We start from the raw sequence: 17,051 nt of genomic DNA on the forward strand, positions 1-17,051 counted from the left end.
ATGCCCGCATCGCCACCAGACACCGAGCTGGAGCAGATCGAGCTGGACCTGTTCGTGCAGGCACTCAGGCGCCGCTACGGCTACGACTTCAGCCAGTACGCGCCAGCCTCGCTGACCCGGCGCGTGCGCCAGCTGGTGCATACGCATCACTGCGGCAGCATCAGCACACTCACTGCGCGCCTGCTGCATGAAGCGGATTTCGTGACCAAGGTGATCCGGGGACTATCGGTACCCGTGTCGGAAATGTTCCGGGACCCGCCGGTGTTTCGCGCCTTGCGCGAGCGTGTATTGCCGGTGCTGGCCTCATATCCGCAGATCACCATCTGGCAGGCGGGCTGCGCGCATGGGCAGGAGGTCTACTCGCTGGCGATCCTGCTGCAGGAGGCCGGACTGTACGAGCGCAGCCATATCTTCGCGACCGACTTCAATTCCGATGCATTGCTGCGGGCGCAGGAAGGCATCTATCCGGCCAGGGATGCGCAGTTGTGGTCACGCAATTATCTGGAAGCCGGTGGCGCCTACTCGCTGGCCAGCTACTACAGCGCACGCTACGACTTCATCAAGCTGGACCAGAAGCTGCGCCGCCACATTACGTTTGCCAACCACAACCTGGTGGCCGACAAGATGTTCTGCGAGGCGCACCTGGTGCTGTGCCGCAACGTGCTGATCTATTTTTCCAATCCCCTGCAGAACCGCACGCTGGAGCTTTTCCGCGACAGTCTGGTACGCGGCGGCCACCTCTGTCTGGGACTGCGTGAGTCGCTGGATTTCGCTCCGGTAGCCACCGATTTCACTGCCGTGGATGCGAGCCTGCGGCTGTACCGGCGAACCAGCCAGCCGGCCTCGCGAGAGCGTAATGAACAAGCTTGAAGCGATTGCCATCGGTTGTTCGAAGGGCGGCTTCAATGCGCTCAAGCTCCTGCTGGGTGCGCTCGATCCACGCCTGCAGCAAACGCTGCTGGTGTGCTGTCATACCGGCGGCGGTACCGATGTACTCGCCAGCCTGCTCGCCAGTCATTCAACACTGCCAGTCATCGAAGCGGGTGAGCGGCAACCGGCCCGTGCCGGTACCGTGCATGTGGCACCCGGTGGCTATCACCTGCTGCTGGAGCACGATCGACATTTTGCGTTGTCTGTAGACGAACAGGTGTGTTTTTCGCGGCCGTCCATCGATGTGCTGTTCGGTTCTGCCGCGGATGTCTATCACGCTGCATTGATCGGCGTAGTGTTAACTGGTGCCAATGGCGATGGTGCCGAAGGCTTGGCACAAATCCGCGCTCACGGCGGCATTGCCGTGGTGCAGACACCTGACAGCGCCGAAGCGGCTGCAATGCCGCAGGCCGCGCTGGATATCGCCGGCGCCGATTATTGCCTGCCACTGGAACAGATTGCCGCGCTAATCAACCGTCTATGCCTGACATGAATGCCACGCTGCCGAAAATCCTGGTCGTCGACGATACGCACGCCAACCTGGTCGCGATGCGCCGCTTGCTCGCGCAAAGCGGCGCGCAGATCCTCGAGGCGCGCAGCGGCAACGAAGCGCTGGCGCTGTGCCTGGATCACCAGTTCGCGCTGATCCTGCTCGACGTCAACATGCCCGACATGGATGGCTTCGAGGTGGCGGCCCTGCTTGGCGAAGCCGAGCAGCTGCGCGAGACGCCGATCATCTTCGTTACTGCAGCCTATGCCGATGACCTGAACCGGCTCAAGGGTTACCACTCCGGCGCAGTCGACTATATCGCCAAGCCGATCAACGACGTGATCCTGCAGTCCAAGGTACGCATTTTCTTGGAGCTTTACGCGGCACGCGCCGAACTGCAGCAGACCATGGCCGAGCTGGCCCTACGCAACCAGCAGTTGACCCAGGAGATTGCCGAGCGCGAGCTGATCGAGGCGATGGTTCGCCACCAGGCCAGCCATGACATGCTGACCGGGCTGCCCAATCGGATGCTGTTCCAGGATCGCCTGCATGTCGCGATCCAGCGCACACAGCGCCATCACGGCCACTTCGCACTGGCCTGTATCGACATCGACGGCTTCAAGAACGTCAACGACACCCATGGCCATGCCGCTGGCGACGCCCTGCTGCAGGAGATCGCAGCACGTCTGTCGACGCACCTGCGCGGCAACGACACCGTGGCACGGCTTGGCGGCGACGAATTCGCCTTGATCCTGGAAGACCTCGAGGATCCGCAGCTGGCGCTGCAGCTATGCCAGAAGTTGTGCGCGGCACTGCGTGAGCCTTATACGCTGCGCGTCAATGGCTGCTCGATCGATGTGCGCATTGGCGCGAGCATCGGTATCGCGCCCTATCTGCCGAGTGATCGCCACGACGCCGACGAGCAACTGGTTCAGGCGGCCGACCGCGCGATGTACGAAGCCAAACGCGGCGGCAAGAATCGCTGCGTGCTGGCGAGCTGAGCGCTCGCGCCAGCATCAGACAGGGGCAAGCTCAAGCGTGTTTGCGCGGCGATACCCACATCATCACGCGTGCGCGAAAAACCGCCCCGCCGGCGGCATCGGTGACCTGCACACCAACCGGCCATTCATAGCCCTCATCTGACGCGGGGGCCGCAAGCTCAGGCGTTGCGACCCCATGCAAAGTCCCCACTGCCTTTTTCAGGTACTCGACGGTCATGCCCTTGGGAATCCAGCGCATATCCGCCGGGATGGTCGCATCAGTCATAACCCCGGCGCTGAGTTCGGCCAGATTGCATAGCGCGATCGCATGCACGGTGCCGATGTGGTTATGCACGCGCCGCCGGTCGCGGATACGCACTTCGCAGCGCCCCGGCTCCAGCGCCACGAACCGCGGTGCGATCGTGGCGAAGTAAGGTGCCTTTAGACAGACCAGGCGCGAAAATAGCCAGTGACCCGCCGGCCAGCGCGTGATGCGGCGGTACAGCGACAGCACGGACGCACTCATCGACCATTCTCCCAATAGAAAGTAATCAGCCCGCGTCGGATGTCGTGCGAAAGACATTCGGCGCGGGCTGGGCACATGGTCAGAACTACGCGGCGTTGGCCAGCTTCTTCTCGCCAGCACGCGTCTTGAACGCACGCAGCTCATCCGGCTCGAAATCGTCGACCGAGATGAACTCGAACACGCCCTCGCGCACGCGCTTGAGCAGCGCTGCTTCGCTGGCATTGATCACACCGGCCAGCTCGGCCTCAGCCAGCTGGCCGAGGTAATCGTGCGCCTTGAACTGGCCGGTTTTCAGCGCCTTGCCAAATTTGCGATCGACCGGCTCGGCGGCGATCACGTCCGGCAGCAGCGCATTCATGCGGCCCACCGTGTTGTTCGCCGTCGGCGTCAGGTACACCCATTCCATCAGGCGATCGCGCGCCTCGCTGGGTGCGGTGATCAAGGCGGCGACGCGACGACCCAGACGATCGGACGGCGGCACTTCACGGCGACCAAACGGGAACACCAGCACGCGCAGCAGCCACGACACCGGGCGCACCGGGAAATTGCGGATCGCGCCATCCAGCGCCATCTGCATGTTCCACACGCACTGATGGAACGCCCATGCGAGCAACGGACGATCCGCTTCCGGCCGACCGGTGTCCTCGTAGCGCTTGAGCATGCTGCTGGCGATGTACAGATAGCTCAGCACATCGCCGAGGCGTGCCGACAGCTTTTCCTTGAACTTCAGCTTGCCGCCGAGCACGCCCATGAACACATCGGCGCACAGCGCCAGTGCCGCAGAGTAGCGATCGAGCTTGCGGTAGTAGCGACGCGTATACGCATCACCCGCCGTTTCGCCCAAACGCGAGCCGGTGAGGCCCATCGCGAAGCTGCGCACCGCGTTGGATATGCCAAAACCGATGTGGCCGAACAGCAGCCGGTCGAAGGTCTTCAGCTGCTCGCCGCGATCGGTGATCGACAGCGTCTGCATTTCCTTCAGCACATACGGATGGCAACGGATCGCGCCCTGACCGAAGATCATCAGGCTGCGCGTCATGATGTTGGCGCCTTCCACCGTGATCGCGATCGGCACGCCCTGCCACGCACGACCGGCATAGTTGTTCGGGCCGAGCTGTACGCCTTTGCCGCCCAGCACATCCATCGCGTCACCGGCGCACTGCCGACCCCATTCGGTGGCATGGTATTTCGCGATAGCCGACGGCACCGCGGGTTTCTCGCCACGATCGACTGCAGCGGCAGTGGCACGCGACAGAGCGGCGGTGGCGTAAGTCAGGCCACCGATGCGTGCCAAGGCCTCCTCGACACCTTCGAAGCGGGCGATGGCCAAGCCGAACTGCTTGCGCATGCGCGCATAGGCGCCGACCGATGCCACGGCACCGCGCAGCGCACCGGTGGCGTTGGACGGCAGCGAAATCGCGCGGCCGACCGACAGGCACTCGACCAGCATGCGCCAGCCGTGGCCGGCCATGTGCGGGCCACCGATCAGGGTGGACAGCGGCACGAACATGTCCTTGCCGTGGATCGGGCCGTTCTGGAACGGCACGTTCAACGGGAGGTGCCGGCGACCAATCTGCAGGCCCGGGGTGGCACGCGGCAGCAATGCCAGCGTGATGCCGAGATCTTCCTTCTCGCCGAGCAGATGCTCGGGGTCATACATGCGGAACGCCAGACCCACCACGGTGGCGACCGGCGCCAGCGTGATATAGCGCTTGTCGAAGGTGAGCTTGATGCCGATCGTCTCGACGCCGTCGACGGTCTGCTTGCAGACAATGCCGAAGTCGGGAATCGAGGTGGCATCGGAGCCGGCATACGGGCCGGTCAGCGCGAAGCACGGGATCTCGTCACCCACAGCCAGGCGCGGCAGGTAATGATTCTTCTGTTCGTCGCTGCCGTAATGCAGCAGCAGCTCGGCCGGCCCGAGCGAGTTCGGCACCGCGACGGTCGAGGCCACGGTGGCCGACATCGTCGCCAGCTTCTGCAACACCGCCGAGTGCGCCAACGCGGAGAACTGCAGCCCGCCGTACTGCTTCGGGATGATCATGCCGAAGAAGCGGTTCTTCTTGATGAACTCCCACACGTTCGGCGGCAGGTCGGCCAGCTCGTGGGTGATCTGCCAGTCGTCGATCATCCCGCACAGTTCTTCCACCGGGCCATCGAGGAAAGCTTGCTCCTCCACGCTCAGTTCGGGCTTGGGCTGCTTCAGCAGTTCGTGCCAGTCCGGCTTGCCGGAGAACAGCTCGCCTTCGAAACCGACCGTGCCCGCTTCCAGCGCTGTCTGCTCGGTCTCGGACAGTTTCGGCGTGACTTTCGCGAACAGCTTCAGCAGTGGCGCGCTGATCTGGAGACGACGGAAATCCACCAGCAGCAGCGGCACGGCGATCGCCGCCTCGATGATCAACAGGATCACCATCGTCCACGGCGCATGCACGATAAGGCCGACCACCAGCGTGGTGGCCAGCGTGGCGATCGCCCAGGTGCGCAGGCTGCTGCGGTGGTAGGCACAGGCGCCGGAGGCAATCAACGCCGCCAGCAGGGTCAGTATCACAGACATCTCAGCACCTCATCACGGTTGAACAGTGCCGGCGCGCCGCCGGTCAGCTGATGGATCAAGACTCTGCACGAAGCGCACCACTTCGCGCGTGAACGCATCGTTCGCGTCACCCGCCACCATATGCGTGGCATGCGACAGTTCCACATGCTGCGCATGCGGTACCAGTTGCAGGAATTCATCGACGGTGGTGCGCGACACCACATCGCTGCGTGCACCCGACAGTAGCAACACGGGTATATCGATCTTCGCCGCGGCAGCCTGCAGGCGGGGCTGGTAACGCTCGCTTTCCTGCACCAGGCTGCCGGCCAGCAAGGCCGGATCCCAGTGCCAGCGCAGCCGGCCGTCGGCGCCTTCGCGCAGCAGCGGGCGCAGTTGTTCCTCGCTCTTGCGCTCGCGTCGCTGCGGCAGATAGCCGGCGATCTGCTCGGATGCCTCGGCGTAATCGGCAAAGCCGTCCGGGTGTGCCTGCATGAAGGCGAGGATGCGCTCGACCCCGGCGGTTTCCCAGCGCGGCGTGATATCGACCAGCACCAGCGCGCGGAACGGCGACGGATGCATCTCACCGGCAATCACGATCCCGAGCAGACCACCCATCGAGGCACCTACCAGGATCGGCGGCTGCGGCTGGGCCGCAGCAAGCCGCAGCAGATCGTCGGCGAATTGATCCATGTGGTAACCACCACCAGAATCCGCACCACCGGCCACGCGATCACTCTCGCCGTGGCCGCGACTGTCAAACGTCACGCAACGACAACCCGCTTCGGCCAGCGCCGCCGCCGCACCGTTCCAGGCGCCACGGGTCTGGCCAAAGCCGTGCGCGAACAACAGCGTCGGACTGCCGGCCGGATGACGCGTCTCCACCACCAGCGCCAGGTCGGCGACGGGGAATCGGCTGGGTTCAGCCTGAGTGTCAATCTCGGATACCATACGGATGAGTATGGATCGCCTCGGCAAGCGCCGTCAATACATGGCCACCGTCATCACCGCGGCAGCGGCAGATAGCCAAGTATTTCAACGACCTTGCACCCCGCAGATTACAAAGCTGCGGGGTATCGCTACCATACGCACATGAATGTCAGTAGCAAGCCAGAACGCACCCGCCTGTCTGCCGAAGATTGGGAACTCGCCGCCCTGCACCTGATCGCCGAACAAGGCGTCGGCGCCCTGGCCGTGGAGGCCTTGGCACGCCAACTGGGCGTGACCAAGGGCAGTTTCTACTGGCATTTCCGTACCCGCGAAGCGTTGCTGAATGCCGCGCTGGAACGCTGGGAGCAATACGGCGAGCGCGAAGTACTCGGCCAGATCGAACAGATCGCCGATCCGCGCAAACGCCTGCCCGAATTGTTCCGCCGGGTCGCACACGAGCTGCAGCCGCACCGCGTCTACGCCGCACTGCTGAAGGCGCTGGATCATCCGCAGGTGGTGCCGGTGATGGCACGGGTATCGCAGCGACGGATGGAGTTCCTGACCACCGCCTACCGCGAGGCCGGCCTGCCGGCGCCGCAGGCGCTGAATCGCGCGCGGCTGACCTACGCCGCCTATGTCGGCTTCCTGCAACTGAACTTCACTCTGGGCTTGCCGCGAATCAATCATGAGGAATTCGACGCCTACGTCGAACACATGATCGCGACCCTGATTCCGGCCTGAGAACACCCGCCCGCTCGCCCGCTCGGCGCCATCTGGCGCCGTTTTTGCTGCATGTATCCTTGCAATACCAGTTGCTGCAAACTACCGTTCCAGTTCCATTTTTCCCCAAGACCTTAGAGAAGAGAGACACGATGGCGAGCAAGCTGGAAGCACTCGAGCAGTGGGTGAACGAGGTGGCCGCGCTGACGCGCCCGGCCAAGATCCATTGGTGCGATGGCTCCGAGGCCGAATACCAGTCGCTCGTGCGGCACATGCTGGCCGACGGCACCCTGATCGAACTCAACCAGCAGACCCACCCGGGCTGCTATTTGCACCGATCCCACCCCACCGATGTGGCACGCGTCGAGCACCTCACCCTGGTCTGCCATCCGCACGAGGAAGACGCCGGCCCGAACAACCACTGGATGGACCCGGCCGAGGCGCACGCGAAGATCGATGCGCTGTTCGAAGGCAGCATGCAAGGCCGCACCATGTATGTGATCCCGTACTGCATGGGGCCGATCGACTCGCCGCTGGCCCGCTGCGGCGTGGAGATCACCGACAGTCCGTACGTGGTCGCCAACATGAAGATCATGACCCGCATGGGCACTGCGGCGCAGGTGCGCATCGAGCGCGAGGGACATTTCGTCAAGGGCCTGCATTGCACCGGCGAACTCGATCCGGAGCGCCGTTTCATCATGCATTTCCCGGCCGAGCTCTCGATCAAATCCTACGGCTCCGGTTACGGCGGCAACGCGCTGCTCGGCAAGAAGTGCCACGCGCTGCGCATCGCCAGCCAACAGGCCCGCAGCGAAGGCTGGCTGGCCGAACACATGCTGATCGTGGGCATCGAGAACCCGCAGGGCGAAACTCACTACGTCGCCGCTGCGTTCCCGTCGGCCTGCGGCAAGACCAACCTCGCCATGCTGATCCCGCCGGAAGGCTATCGCCAGGATGGCTGGAAGGTGTGGACGGTGGGCGACGACATCTGCTGGATGCGCCCGGGCGCGGATGGACGTCTGTATGCGATCAATCCAGAGGCGGGTTTCTTCGGCGTCGCACCCGGCACCAGCGATGCGACCAATCCCAACGCCCTCAAGAGCATCGCGCGCGACACCATCTTCACCAACGTCGCCGTTACCGCCGACAACCAGCCATGGTGGGACGGCTTGCCGGGCACACCGGTCACTGACTGGCAAGGACGCCCGTACGACCCCGCCAACGGGCCAGCTGCACACCCGAACTCACGCTTCACGGTAAGTGCCAGGCAATGCCCGACCTGGTCGGAACAGGCCGAGGCGCCGCAGGGCGTACCGATCAGCGCGATCGTGTTCGGCGGCCGTCGCCCGTCGCTGCTGCCCCTGGTGATGGAAGCACGCGACTGGAAGCATGGCGTGCTGATGGGTGCAGCGATGGGTTCTGAAACCACCGCTGCCGCCACTGGCGCGGTCGGCGTGCTACGCCGGGATTCGATGGCGATGAAGCCGTTCTGCGGCTATCACTCCGGCGACTACTTCGCGCACTGGCTGTCGTTCGACCAGCCCGGCGCGAAGCTGCCGAAAATCTTCCACGTCAACTGGTTCCGCAAGGGCGACGATGGCAAGTTCCTGTGGCCCGGCTTTGGCGACAACCTGCGCGTGCTGGAGTGGATGATCAACCGCGTCGAGGATCGCGTCGACGGTGTCGAAACCCCAATCGGCATCCTGCCGGGTGAGGGTGAGCTCAAGCTGGACGGACTCAAGCTCGACCGCGCCCAGCTCGATGAACTGCTCGATGTGGACAACGCCGGCTGGCAACGCGAACTCGCCGCCATTGGCGAGTACCTGCAGACCTTCGTACCACGTCTGCCGAAAACCCTGCACAACGAGCAACAGCGTGTGGCCAAGGCACTCGACGAAGCCATGGGCCAGCCGCATCGCGAAGCCGCTGCATCCTGATCGAAGTCATGCCCGGGCGGCGGCCGCCCGGGCATGACTCGACTTTGCAGCAGCAGCGGTACAAACCCTTTCGCGCGACGACGCATCCAAGCTGGCAAGATGATCGCCGCCTGCCCTGCCATTGGAAGTTCCATGTCGACTGCCCCCGCGGGAGCCAACGACACCGATGACGTGCGCGCCGCGGCTGCCGGCGACCGTCATGCGTTCCAGCGGCTGTACCAGCTACACGTAGGCCGCGTGCACGGTGCGGTCTACCGGCTCGCCGGTTACGACCACGCCCGCGCCGAGGATCTGACCCAGGACGCCTTCATCCGCGCCTGGCAGAAGCTGCCCGGGTTCCGGCATGAGAGCGCGTTTGGTACCTGGCTGTACCGCCTCGCCGTGAACGTGGCACTGATGGATATTCGCGCCCGCGGCGCCGACCCGGTCAGCATGCTGGACGACGACCATTTGCCGGACACCGGCGAAACGCCGTTCTGTGCCGCCGAACGCAAGGAGCTGGAGCACGCGATCAGCCGGTTGCCGCCACGCGCCCGTGCAGTGCTGGTCCTGCACGACATCGAAGGCTGGCGGCACGAGGAGATTGGCAACGAGCTGGGCATGGCAGTCGGCACGTCGAAAGCGCAACTGCATCGCGCGCGCGGTCTGCTGCGCAAGGTATTGGGAGAAAGATCATGAACGAATTCGAATGGCGTCGGCAAATGCGCGACCTGCGTCAGCCACGCACACCGCCACGTGATCTGTGGGCCTCGATCGACGCTGCGCTGGACGACGTCGAGCTCACTCGCGCGCCCACGGCCCAGGCAGCGCTCGCCCAACCGCCAGCGCACCGGCGACGCTGGCTGGTCGCCGCCGCCCTTGCCGCATCGGTGCTGCTGGCCTGTGGCATCGGCTGGAACCTGCAACATGCGCCGGCCACGACAACACTGGCCAGCACCGCAACGCCACCTTGGAAACCGGCCGACCCGCGTCTGGCCGGCGCCGCGATCGAACTGGATGCCGCACGCATGGAGTTGCAGATGGCGCTCCAGCAATCACCCGATTCGCCTGTACTGCAGCGCCTGCTCAATCGTACCGAACATCAGCAAACCCAATTGCACCAGCTGGCCGGCCAGGCCGGTTGAGAACCCAGGAATGATCATGAGAACCACCCGCTACGTTCCCCTGCTGCTCTGTCTGTGCGTTGGCCACGCCTTGGCCAGCACACCGATCCAGCTGAGCCACGACGCCACGCCAACGACCCATATCAGCATCAGCAACATTTCAGGCACGGTGACTGTGACCGCGTGGGATCGCAACGAGGTGCAGGTCAGCGGGCAGCTTGGCGAAGGCGCCAAGCCACTGGCCATCACCGGCAACAGCAGCGACCTGGTAATCAAGGTGGAGCCGCAAGGTGGCTCTGGCGGTTGGTTCAACTGGAACAGCGCCAACAGGATGTCGTCCACCACGCTGGAACTGCACGTGCCCAAGGCTGCCTCGCTAGACATCGGCGTGGTCAGCGCGCCGCTGGTGATCGACGGCATCGACGGCGGCAACATCGCGGTCAACACGGTCAGCGGCAGGGCGCGCATCAATGCGCGCACGCCGATGCTGAAAGTGGAAAGCGTAAGCGGTGGCATCGAGCTGGCCGGGCATGCCGAACAGGCCGACCTGCAAACCGTGAGTGGCGACATCCTTGCCCCCGCGCTCGGCAGCGACGTGAAGCTGCAGACCATCTCCGGCCGCATCCAGGCCGATGGCGGCCCATGGAAGAAGCTGACACTCAGCACGGTATCCGGCGACGTGCAGCTGGGCGGGGCGCTGGCTTCCGGCGGCAAGCTCGGCATCGACAGCATGAGCGGCAATGTACAGCTGCAACTGCCCGCGAACACGTCCGGCACATTGCACGCCAGCAGCTTCAGCGGCGATCTGCGCAGCGATTTCGGCACGCCGCAAAAACCCGAACACGGCCCCGGCAGCAGCCTGGATGCCAAGCTCGGCGATGGCCAGGGCACGATCAACGTCGAAACCTTCAGTGGCGATCTGCGCGTCCGCAAGCAGAATTAGGCGCAGGTCTCCGCCATTGCAAACAAAAACGCCGGCGCATGAGCGACGGCGTTTTCGCAATAGATAACGTACGACTCAGAGATCTTGGTGATACTGCACGTACGGCGTACGCGACTGATCCGGCTCCGGGCCTGCCGGCGTATTCGCAGGGGTACCGGAAGACCACAGGTTCTGTGCGCCGACACTCAGCGAGCCGCGCCACGGCAGGCGCCAGGTCACACCCAGGTCAATGCTGTTCCAGCGCCGATCCGGACTCATTCCACCCGGAATGCCCGCATCTGGCTCCATGCTGCGACCAATCAGGACGCCGCTCAACGAACCGTGATCGATGCCAAAGCTCAGCGCCTTCTGCTGCAATGTGTTGACCCCGAGCAGATTGCCCGGCAACAGGTAGATACGTCCTACGCTGGCACCCAGATCGATACCGCTCTGGCTACCCAGTGCAAGTCGGCCGCGCGCATTGAACTGCGCACTGCTGTCAAAACTGGACAGACCGTCGATGCCCGGAGCAGTGCCCGGCAGCACTCGTGGCAATAACGTGTTGCTGTTATCGGGCACGCTGTTGGCGCCGACGCTCAAACCGAGACTGTAGCGCCCGCTCGCGTAGGTAGCCCCCACTTCGCTGCCGATGACCCGCAACGGCTGGTTGACCCACGACTGCTGACTTACGTCTGCATGCGCCTGCAGGTTGGGCCCCATTCCATATTGCAGGCCAGTCGTCATCAGGTTGGTCGCATCAACCACATGTAGCGCCGGCAGTGCATTCTGGCGCAACGCATCAATGCCGTTGCTGCTATCCGCCTTGAGTGCCAGCAGACGACCATCGGTGCCGCGCCACAAGGGCACCATTACACCGGGCTGGACTTCCGTCATCTGGGCGGGCGGCTGCGCCAGCAAATGCTCGGCCTGGGTGCTATCGCCACTCACAGACTGCCCGGCCGCGGTGAGCGGCAGCAGGAAGACCAACAACAGGGCAGACAGGCGACGCATGGCTTGAGCAAAGCACTCGTAAGTATACGGAATACGCGGCAAAGCATATCTTGTTTTACATTTTACTAACACCCCTAAACCGGCCCCTGCGCACAAAAAACGGCGTAGCCTGTGCCATTCTTCGACTAGCTAGGCCGTACGCAGGTTCCCGGCGCAGGAATGCTGGCGACAAGGCCAAGTTACACGATATAAAGGCGTTCGACGTAGATCCCACCGGATCGTCCCGGAACCGAACACATCTAATGAGTGCCACGCCCACGATCCGTTCATCCCGACCGCTCTCCGTGGCGCAGGATCTTGCGGCTTTGCACGAGGCAGTCGAACGCTTGTTCGAGGCAGCCGACGCTGCCAGCGTGATGGAAATCTGCGAGCTCATACTGGGCAATTTCGGCATCGATGGGCGGCTTCGCTGGCGCCGCATGGACGAGCAGCCGCATCAGCTGCCGACGGGTCAACTCGACTTGGCAGAGGACCCGCAGGGTTCGCGAATACTCACGCTCGAAGCGAGCGATCTGCCGTTACCCGAGGATGTGCGTGACTCACTGTCCTGGCTGGGGCGGCTGGCGGATACCCGGCTGCACCAGCTGGCCGAAACCAGTCGTCTGTATGAGGCCATTTCGCGCTTGGCGCTGGCCGAGCGGCTGCAGCGCGCACTCTACGCGATCGCCGAACAGGCCGGCGCCGGGCAGGAGATGCCCGAGATGATGCGCTCGCTGCACTCCATCGTCAGCAGCCTGATGTACGCGGAAAATTTCTACATCGTGCTGTATGACGTCGCCAGCGATACCGTCCGTTTTCCTTATTACGTCGACATTGCCGACACCGACCCGCCCCCGCCCGATCAGGACCTGCCACTGCATGACATGCTGCACAGCCTGACCTGGAACCTGCTGCAGGAAGGGCGCCCGTTGATGGGTTCGGTCGATGAGCTGAGGCAACAGCTGGGCGACCGCTTTGTCGTGGTCGGCCCAAGTTGCGAACACTTGCTGGGCGTCCCGTTGCTGCGCGGCGGTCATGTGGTGGGCGGCATCGTGATGCAGAGCTATCGCGCCGACACCCATTATTCGCAAAATGATCTGGAGCTGCTGAGCTATGTGGCCCAGCATGTGCAGACGGCGCTGGAACGGCGCGAAGCGCATATCGAGCTGGGCCGCCGGGTGACCGATCGCACCGCCGCGTTGCGCGAGGCCAACCGTGTGCTGCGCCAGCAGGTGCTGCAACGTCAGCGCGGCGAACGCCTGCAGGCTGCACTGTTCCGCATCGCCGAACTGGCCAACACTTCGGAGAGCCTGGAAAAATTCTACGCGGCCATGCACCAGGTGATCAGCGGCCTGCTGTATGCGCGCAACTTCTACATCGCACTGATCGATGAGGAGAACGGGCACCTGACCTTTCCCTACTCGGTAGACGAGGTCGACAATGTGCGGCCACCGCGCGCGCATGGTCGCGGCGTCACCGAATATGTGCTGCGCCATGCCAAGCCACTGCTGGCCGACATGCGGGAAATCGAACGCCTCGTTTCGATTGGCGAAATCAGCCACTTCGGTTCGCGCTCGATATGCTGGCTCGGCGTTCCACTGGTATGGGGCGGCAAGGCGATGGGCGTGCTTGCACTGCAAAGCTACTCGTCCGAACACACTTACAACGAACGCGACCAGGAGTTGCTGACCTTCGTCAGCTACCACATTGCGAACGCGCTGCAACGCAAGCAGGCGGCGGCATCGCTGAAGCAGGCCTATGCCGGGCTGGAACGCCGCGTCACCGAGCGTACCCGCGCACTGGCGCTGGCCAACCGCGACCTGCGCGAACAGATTGCCGAGCGCGAACGGGTCGAGCGCCGCCTCAAATACGAAACGCTGCACGATTCACTGACCGGGCTGCCCAACCGTACCTTGCTGTTGCAGCGGCTGGAACAATCGATGCAGCGCTGCGCCGCAAATCCGAACGAGCAGTTCGCCGTACTCTTCATCGACTTGGATCGCTTCAAGGTGATCAACGATTCGGTCGGCCACCTGGTCGGTGACGACCTGCTGTTCCAGGTCGGCGGCCGTATCCGCGCCTGCCTGAAAACCCGCGACGTCGTCGCGCGCCTGGGTGGCGACGAGTTTGCGGTACTGTTGGAGGGCATCAGCGACACCGGCAAGGCTTCGCTGATTGCCGAACGCATCATCAGCGAGCTGCATACGCCCTTCCGACTCGGCACCAAGGAGATCTTCACTTCCGCCTCGATCGGCATTGCGCTGTCCAGCCCGCACTACCGGCAGCCGGAGGAACTGTTACGCGACGCCGACGCGGCGATGTACAACGCGAAGGATGGCGGGCGCCATCGCGCTGCGCTGTTCGACGACCGCCTGCGCCGCGAAGCACTGTCACTGCTGGACATGGAGAGCGACCTGCGCCATGCGCTCAGCCGCAACGAATTCGAGCCGTTCTACCAGCCGATCGTAGAGCTCGCCGATGGTCGCGTTATCGGTTACGAGGCACTGCTGCGCTGGCATCATCCCGAGCGTGGCCTGCTGGCACCGCATGATTTTCTGTTGATCGCCGAGGAGTGCGGCTGTGCGGAGGCGATCGACTGGCAGATCTTCGAACAGGTCTGCACCCAGGCCGTACGCCTGATCGGCACCGAAGGCTTCATCAGCATCAACGTTTCCGGTCGGCATTTCCGCTCCGCCGACCTCGACCAGCGGCTGCTTGCGCTGTTCGAGCAGTATGCCGTGCCGACCCGCTGCATCCGGATCGAGGTCACCGAGCACGCGCTGCTGGAGAATCCGACCCAGGTCAAGCAGATGCTGAAGAACCTGCGCAGCCGTGGCGTCGGCATCGCGCTTGACGATTTCGGCACCGGCTACTCCTCGCTCAGCTACCTGCACCAATATCCGTTCGAGACGTTGAAGATTGATCGCTCCTTCATCACCGAGCTGCCGCGCGGCGACGAAGAGAGCCAGGGTCTGGCGCTGGTACGCGCTATCCAGGTGCTGGCCGATTCGCTGCAGATGAAAGTGATTGCCGAAGGCATCGAGGAAGAGTCGCAGCGGCAGGCCCTGATCAGGGTCGGCTGCCGCTATGGCCAGGGCTTCCTGTTCGCCATGCCACAGCCGGCCAAAACCTGGCTGAGTGCGAACAAACCGTCAATAACGGCCTGAGGGCGGCGAATCCCGTCACCCGGAGCCGCCCGGATTCATTGCGGGGTATCCGGCGCAGCAGGCGCCACGCTGCTGTTGAGCAGAACTTCCGCGTCGATGCGATCGAAGTGATAACGCTGCGCGCAGAATTCGCAGATCACCTCGATCTCGTCACCCCGTGCGGTGAGTGCCGCCTCGACTTCATCGCGCCCGAGCGAGCGCAGCATCCCGGTCACCCGTTCACGGCTGCAGCTGCAGCCGAAGGCCAGCGAGCGCGGCTCGAACAGACGCACCGACTCCTCGTGGTAAAGCCGGTACAGCAGTTGCTCCGGTGCGGTATCCAGCAACTCCGCCGCTCCCAGGGTGGCTGTAATGTGCACGATGCGGCTCCACGCATCATCATCCTGCGCGGCATGGTGACCGCCCTCGTCCGGCATCTTCTGCAACATCAGCCCGACCGCGTGCTGGTCGTTGGCCGCCAGCAGGATGCGCGCCGGCAGCTGTTCGGACTGGATGAAGTAGTTCTCCAGCGACTCGGCCACACTCGCATGCTGCAGTTCGACCAGCCCCTGGTAACGCTGGCCGCGTTCCACGTTGCCGATGGTGATTGCCATGCTCGCGTCGGGCAACGCATTCAGCGCCAGCGGCTCGGGCAACGGCTCATTCCAGCGCGCCAGACCACGCAAGCGGCCATGGTCAGTGCATTCGGCAAACAGCATGCGTAGCGCACCGCTGCTCTTCAGCTCGACCGACAGCGCTCCATCCAGCTTGATGTTGCCGGTCAGCAGCGCACTGGCTGCCAGTGCCTCGCCCAGCATCGCATGCAGCGCCGGCGGATAGTCAGCACGACCGGCAACCTCACGCCAGGCCGGCCCCAGCCGCACCAGCACCCCGCGCACACCAGCATGTTCCAGCAGAAATCGATGCAGCACATCGTCGACAGGCAGGTTTTCCACAACTCGTGCTCTCTTCGTAGGTCAAGCGCCACAGATGGGGGCGGCGCAGCGTCGGGACAACGCCCCTTATACTGCCCCATCTTCCTGCTCGCGCCGCCATGCCTCCTGTGTTCCGCCGCCCCCTGCTGATCCGCCTGCTGCGCTCACTGGCGCTGCTCGTGCTGGCATGGCTGGCGCTGAGCTGGTTGCTGGTGCTGGTGCTGCGCTTCGTACCACCATGGACTTCGGCAGTGATGCTGGAACGTCAGCTTGGTGCGTGGGTACATGGCGAACAGGATTTCCAGCTGCGCCGGCACTGGGTACCGTGGAATCAGGTCTCGCCCTGGGTGCCACTGGCGATGGTGGCCGGCGAGGATCAGAAATTTCCGTACCATCACGGCTTCGACCTCGATTCCATCCACAACGCGATCGACGCGGCCGACGATGGCAGGCGCCTGCGCGGTGCCAGCACCATCAGCCAGCAGACAGCCAAGAATCTGTTCCTGTGGAACGGGCGCAGCTTCGTGCGCAAGGGACTGGAGGCGTATTTCACCGTACTGATCGAGCTCACTTGGCCGAAACAGCGCATCCTCGAGGTGTACATGAACATCGCCGAGCTGGGCAATGGCATCTATGGCGTGGGAGCCGCCAGCGACACGTACTTCCACATGGCGCCGGCACGACTCAGCGCAGCGCAAGCCGCACAACTCGCCGCGGTACTGCCCAGCCCGCGCCGCCTGCATGTGGATCGACCGAGTGCTTATGTGCTGCGTCGCGCCGGCTGGATCCGGCAGCAGATGGATCAACTCGGCGGCCCAGCCTATATCGAAGGCCACGCGCCAGCACACCCCGCACATTGAGCGAAACTCGCTCGCCCGAGCGCCACCAGTTGGTTAGCATGAACCTCTCTTC

The 17,051-nt window shown here is 63.8% G+C and carries 15 protein-coding genes; 10 read left to right on the plus strand and 5 right to left on the minus strand.

From position 1 onward, the window contains the following. The 3 genes from GSQ75_RS00510 to GSQ75_RS00520 are packed head-to-tail and all read left to right on the plus strand — an operon-like array spanning position 1 to position 2,421. Positions 1-870 (plus strand): CheR family methyltransferase, encoded by an 870-nt coding sequence (locus tag GSQ75_RS00510; protein WP_158752598.1) that lies wholly within the window; start codon positions 1-3, stop codon positions 868-870. Then, complete coding sequence (locus GSQ75_RS00515) at positions 857-1,423, plus strand: chemotaxis protein CheB (protein ID WP_158752599.1); 567 nt, start codon at positions 857-859, stop codon at positions 1,421-1,423. The genes GSQ75_RS00510 and GSQ75_RS00515 overlap by 14 nt, the downstream gene beginning before the upstream one ends. Further along, positions 1,420-2,421, plus strand: a complete 1,002-nt coding sequence (locus GSQ75_RS00520) for a diguanylate cyclase (protein WP_158753838.1) — start codon at positions 1,420-1,422, stop codon at positions 2,419-2,421. Before GSQ75_RS00515 ends, GSQ75_RS00520 begins: the two co-directional genes overlap by 4 nt. A gap of 31 nt (positions 2,422-2,452) precedes the next feature. On the opposite strand, the gene GSQ75_RS00525 is transcribed toward GSQ75_RS00520, so the two are convergent. From GSQ75_RS00525 to GSQ75_RS00535, 3 genes are all read right to left on the minus strand, one after another. After that, positions 2,453-2,926: a hotdog fold domain-containing protein gene (locus GSQ75_RS00525; RefSeq protein WP_158752600.1), complete on the minus strand. Its 474-nt coding sequence runs from the start codon at positions 2,924-2,926 to the stop codon at positions 2,453-2,455. Positions 2,927-3,011: 85 nt separating this feature from the next. Further along, positions 3,012-5,480 (minus strand): acyl-CoA dehydrogenase, encoded by a 2,469-nt coding sequence (locus tag GSQ75_RS00530; protein ID WP_158752601.1) that lies wholly within the window; start codon positions 5,478-5,480, stop codon positions 3,012-3,014. A 12-nt stretch (positions 5,481-5,492) separates the two neighbouring features. Next, on the minus strand, positions 5,493-6,407 hold the full coding sequence (locus GSQ75_RS00535; protein ID WP_158752602.1) for an alpha/beta hydrolase: 915 nt from the start codon (positions 6,405-6,407) through the stop codon (positions 5,493-5,495). 141 nt (positions 6,408-6,548) lie between these two features. Here GSQ75_RS00535 and GSQ75_RS00540 point away from each other — a divergent pair, with 141 nt between their 5' ends. The 5 genes from GSQ75_RS00540 to GSQ75_RS00560 all read left to right on the plus strand — a co-directional run bounded on the left by GSQ75_RS00540 (position 6,549) and on the right by GSQ75_RS00560 (position 11,089). Continuing rightward, positions 6,549-7,127 (plus strand): TetR/AcrR family transcriptional regulator, encoded by a 579-nt coding sequence (locus tag GSQ75_RS00540; RefSeq protein ID WP_158752603.1) that lies wholly within the window; start codon positions 6,549-6,551, stop codon positions 7,125-7,127. Between the two features lie 131 nt (positions 7,128-7,258). Continuing rightward, positions 7,259-9,043 (plus strand): phosphoenolpyruvate carboxykinase (GTP), encoded by a 1,785-nt coding sequence (locus GSQ75_RS00545; RefSeq protein WP_158752604.1) that lies wholly within the window; start codon positions 7,259-7,261, stop codon positions 9,041-9,043. Positions 9,044-9,175: 132 nt separating this feature from the next. After that, on the plus strand, positions 9,176-9,721 hold the full coding sequence (locus GSQ75_RS00550) for a sigma-70 family RNA polymerase sigma factor (protein ID WP_158752605.1): 546 nt from the start codon (positions 9,176-9,178) through the stop codon (positions 9,719-9,721). Beyond that, positions 9,718-10,167: a hypothetical protein gene (locus GSQ75_RS00555; protein ID WP_158752606.1), complete on the plus strand. Its 450-nt coding sequence runs from the start codon at positions 9,718-9,720 to the stop codon at positions 10,165-10,167. Before GSQ75_RS00550 ends, GSQ75_RS00555 begins: the two co-directional genes overlap by 4 nt. Positions 10,168-10,183: 16 nt before the next feature. Beyond that, on the plus strand, positions 10,184-11,089 hold the full coding sequence (locus GSQ75_RS00560) for a DUF4097 family beta strand repeat-containing protein (RefSeq protein WP_158752607.1): 906 nt from the start codon (positions 10,184-10,186) through the stop codon (positions 11,087-11,089). Positions 11,090-11,164: 75 nt separating this feature from the next. On the opposite strand, the gene GSQ75_RS00565 is transcribed toward GSQ75_RS00560, so the two are convergent. After that, complete coding sequence (locus tag GSQ75_RS00565; protein ID WP_158752608.1) at positions 11,165-12,079, minus strand: hypothetical protein; 915 nt, start codon at positions 12,077-12,079, stop codon at positions 11,165-11,167. A 242-nt stretch (positions 12,080-12,321) separates the two neighbouring features. On the opposite strand from GSQ75_RS00565, the gene GSQ75_RS00570 reads away from it, so the two are divergent. Beyond that, positions 12,322-15,225 carry an EAL domain-containing protein gene (locus tag GSQ75_RS00570; RefSeq protein WP_158752609.1) on the plus strand — a complete coding sequence of 968 codons (2,904 nt, stop codon included), beginning with the start codon at positions 12,322-12,324 and terminating at the stop codon, positions 15,223-15,225. A 35-nt stretch (positions 15,226-15,260) separates the two neighbouring features. Here the strand turns inward: GSQ75_RS00570 and GSQ75_RS00575 are convergent, their stop codons facing one another. After that, on the minus strand, positions 15,261-16,160 hold the full coding sequence (locus tag GSQ75_RS00575) for an Hsp33 family molecular chaperone HslO (protein WP_158752610.1): 900 nt from the start codon (positions 16,158-16,160) through the stop codon (positions 15,261-15,263). A 98-nt stretch (positions 16,161-16,258) separates the two neighbouring features. Between GSQ75_RS00575 and mtgA the strand changes: the two genes are divergently transcribed. Further along, complete coding sequence (gene mtgA / locus GSQ75_RS00580) at positions 16,259-16,999, plus strand: monofunctional biosynthetic peptidoglycan transglycosylase (RefSeq protein ID WP_158752611.1); 741 nt, start codon at positions 16,259-16,261, stop codon at positions 16,997-16,999. Positions 17,000-17,051 lie beyond the last annotated feature (52 nt).

Origin of the sequence: Dyella sp. S184 (assembly GCF_009766065.1) — a bacterium.
In the GTDB taxonomy this organism is placed as follows: Bacteria; Pseudomonadota; Gammaproteobacteria; order Xanthomonadales; family Rhodanobacteraceae; genus Rhodanobacter.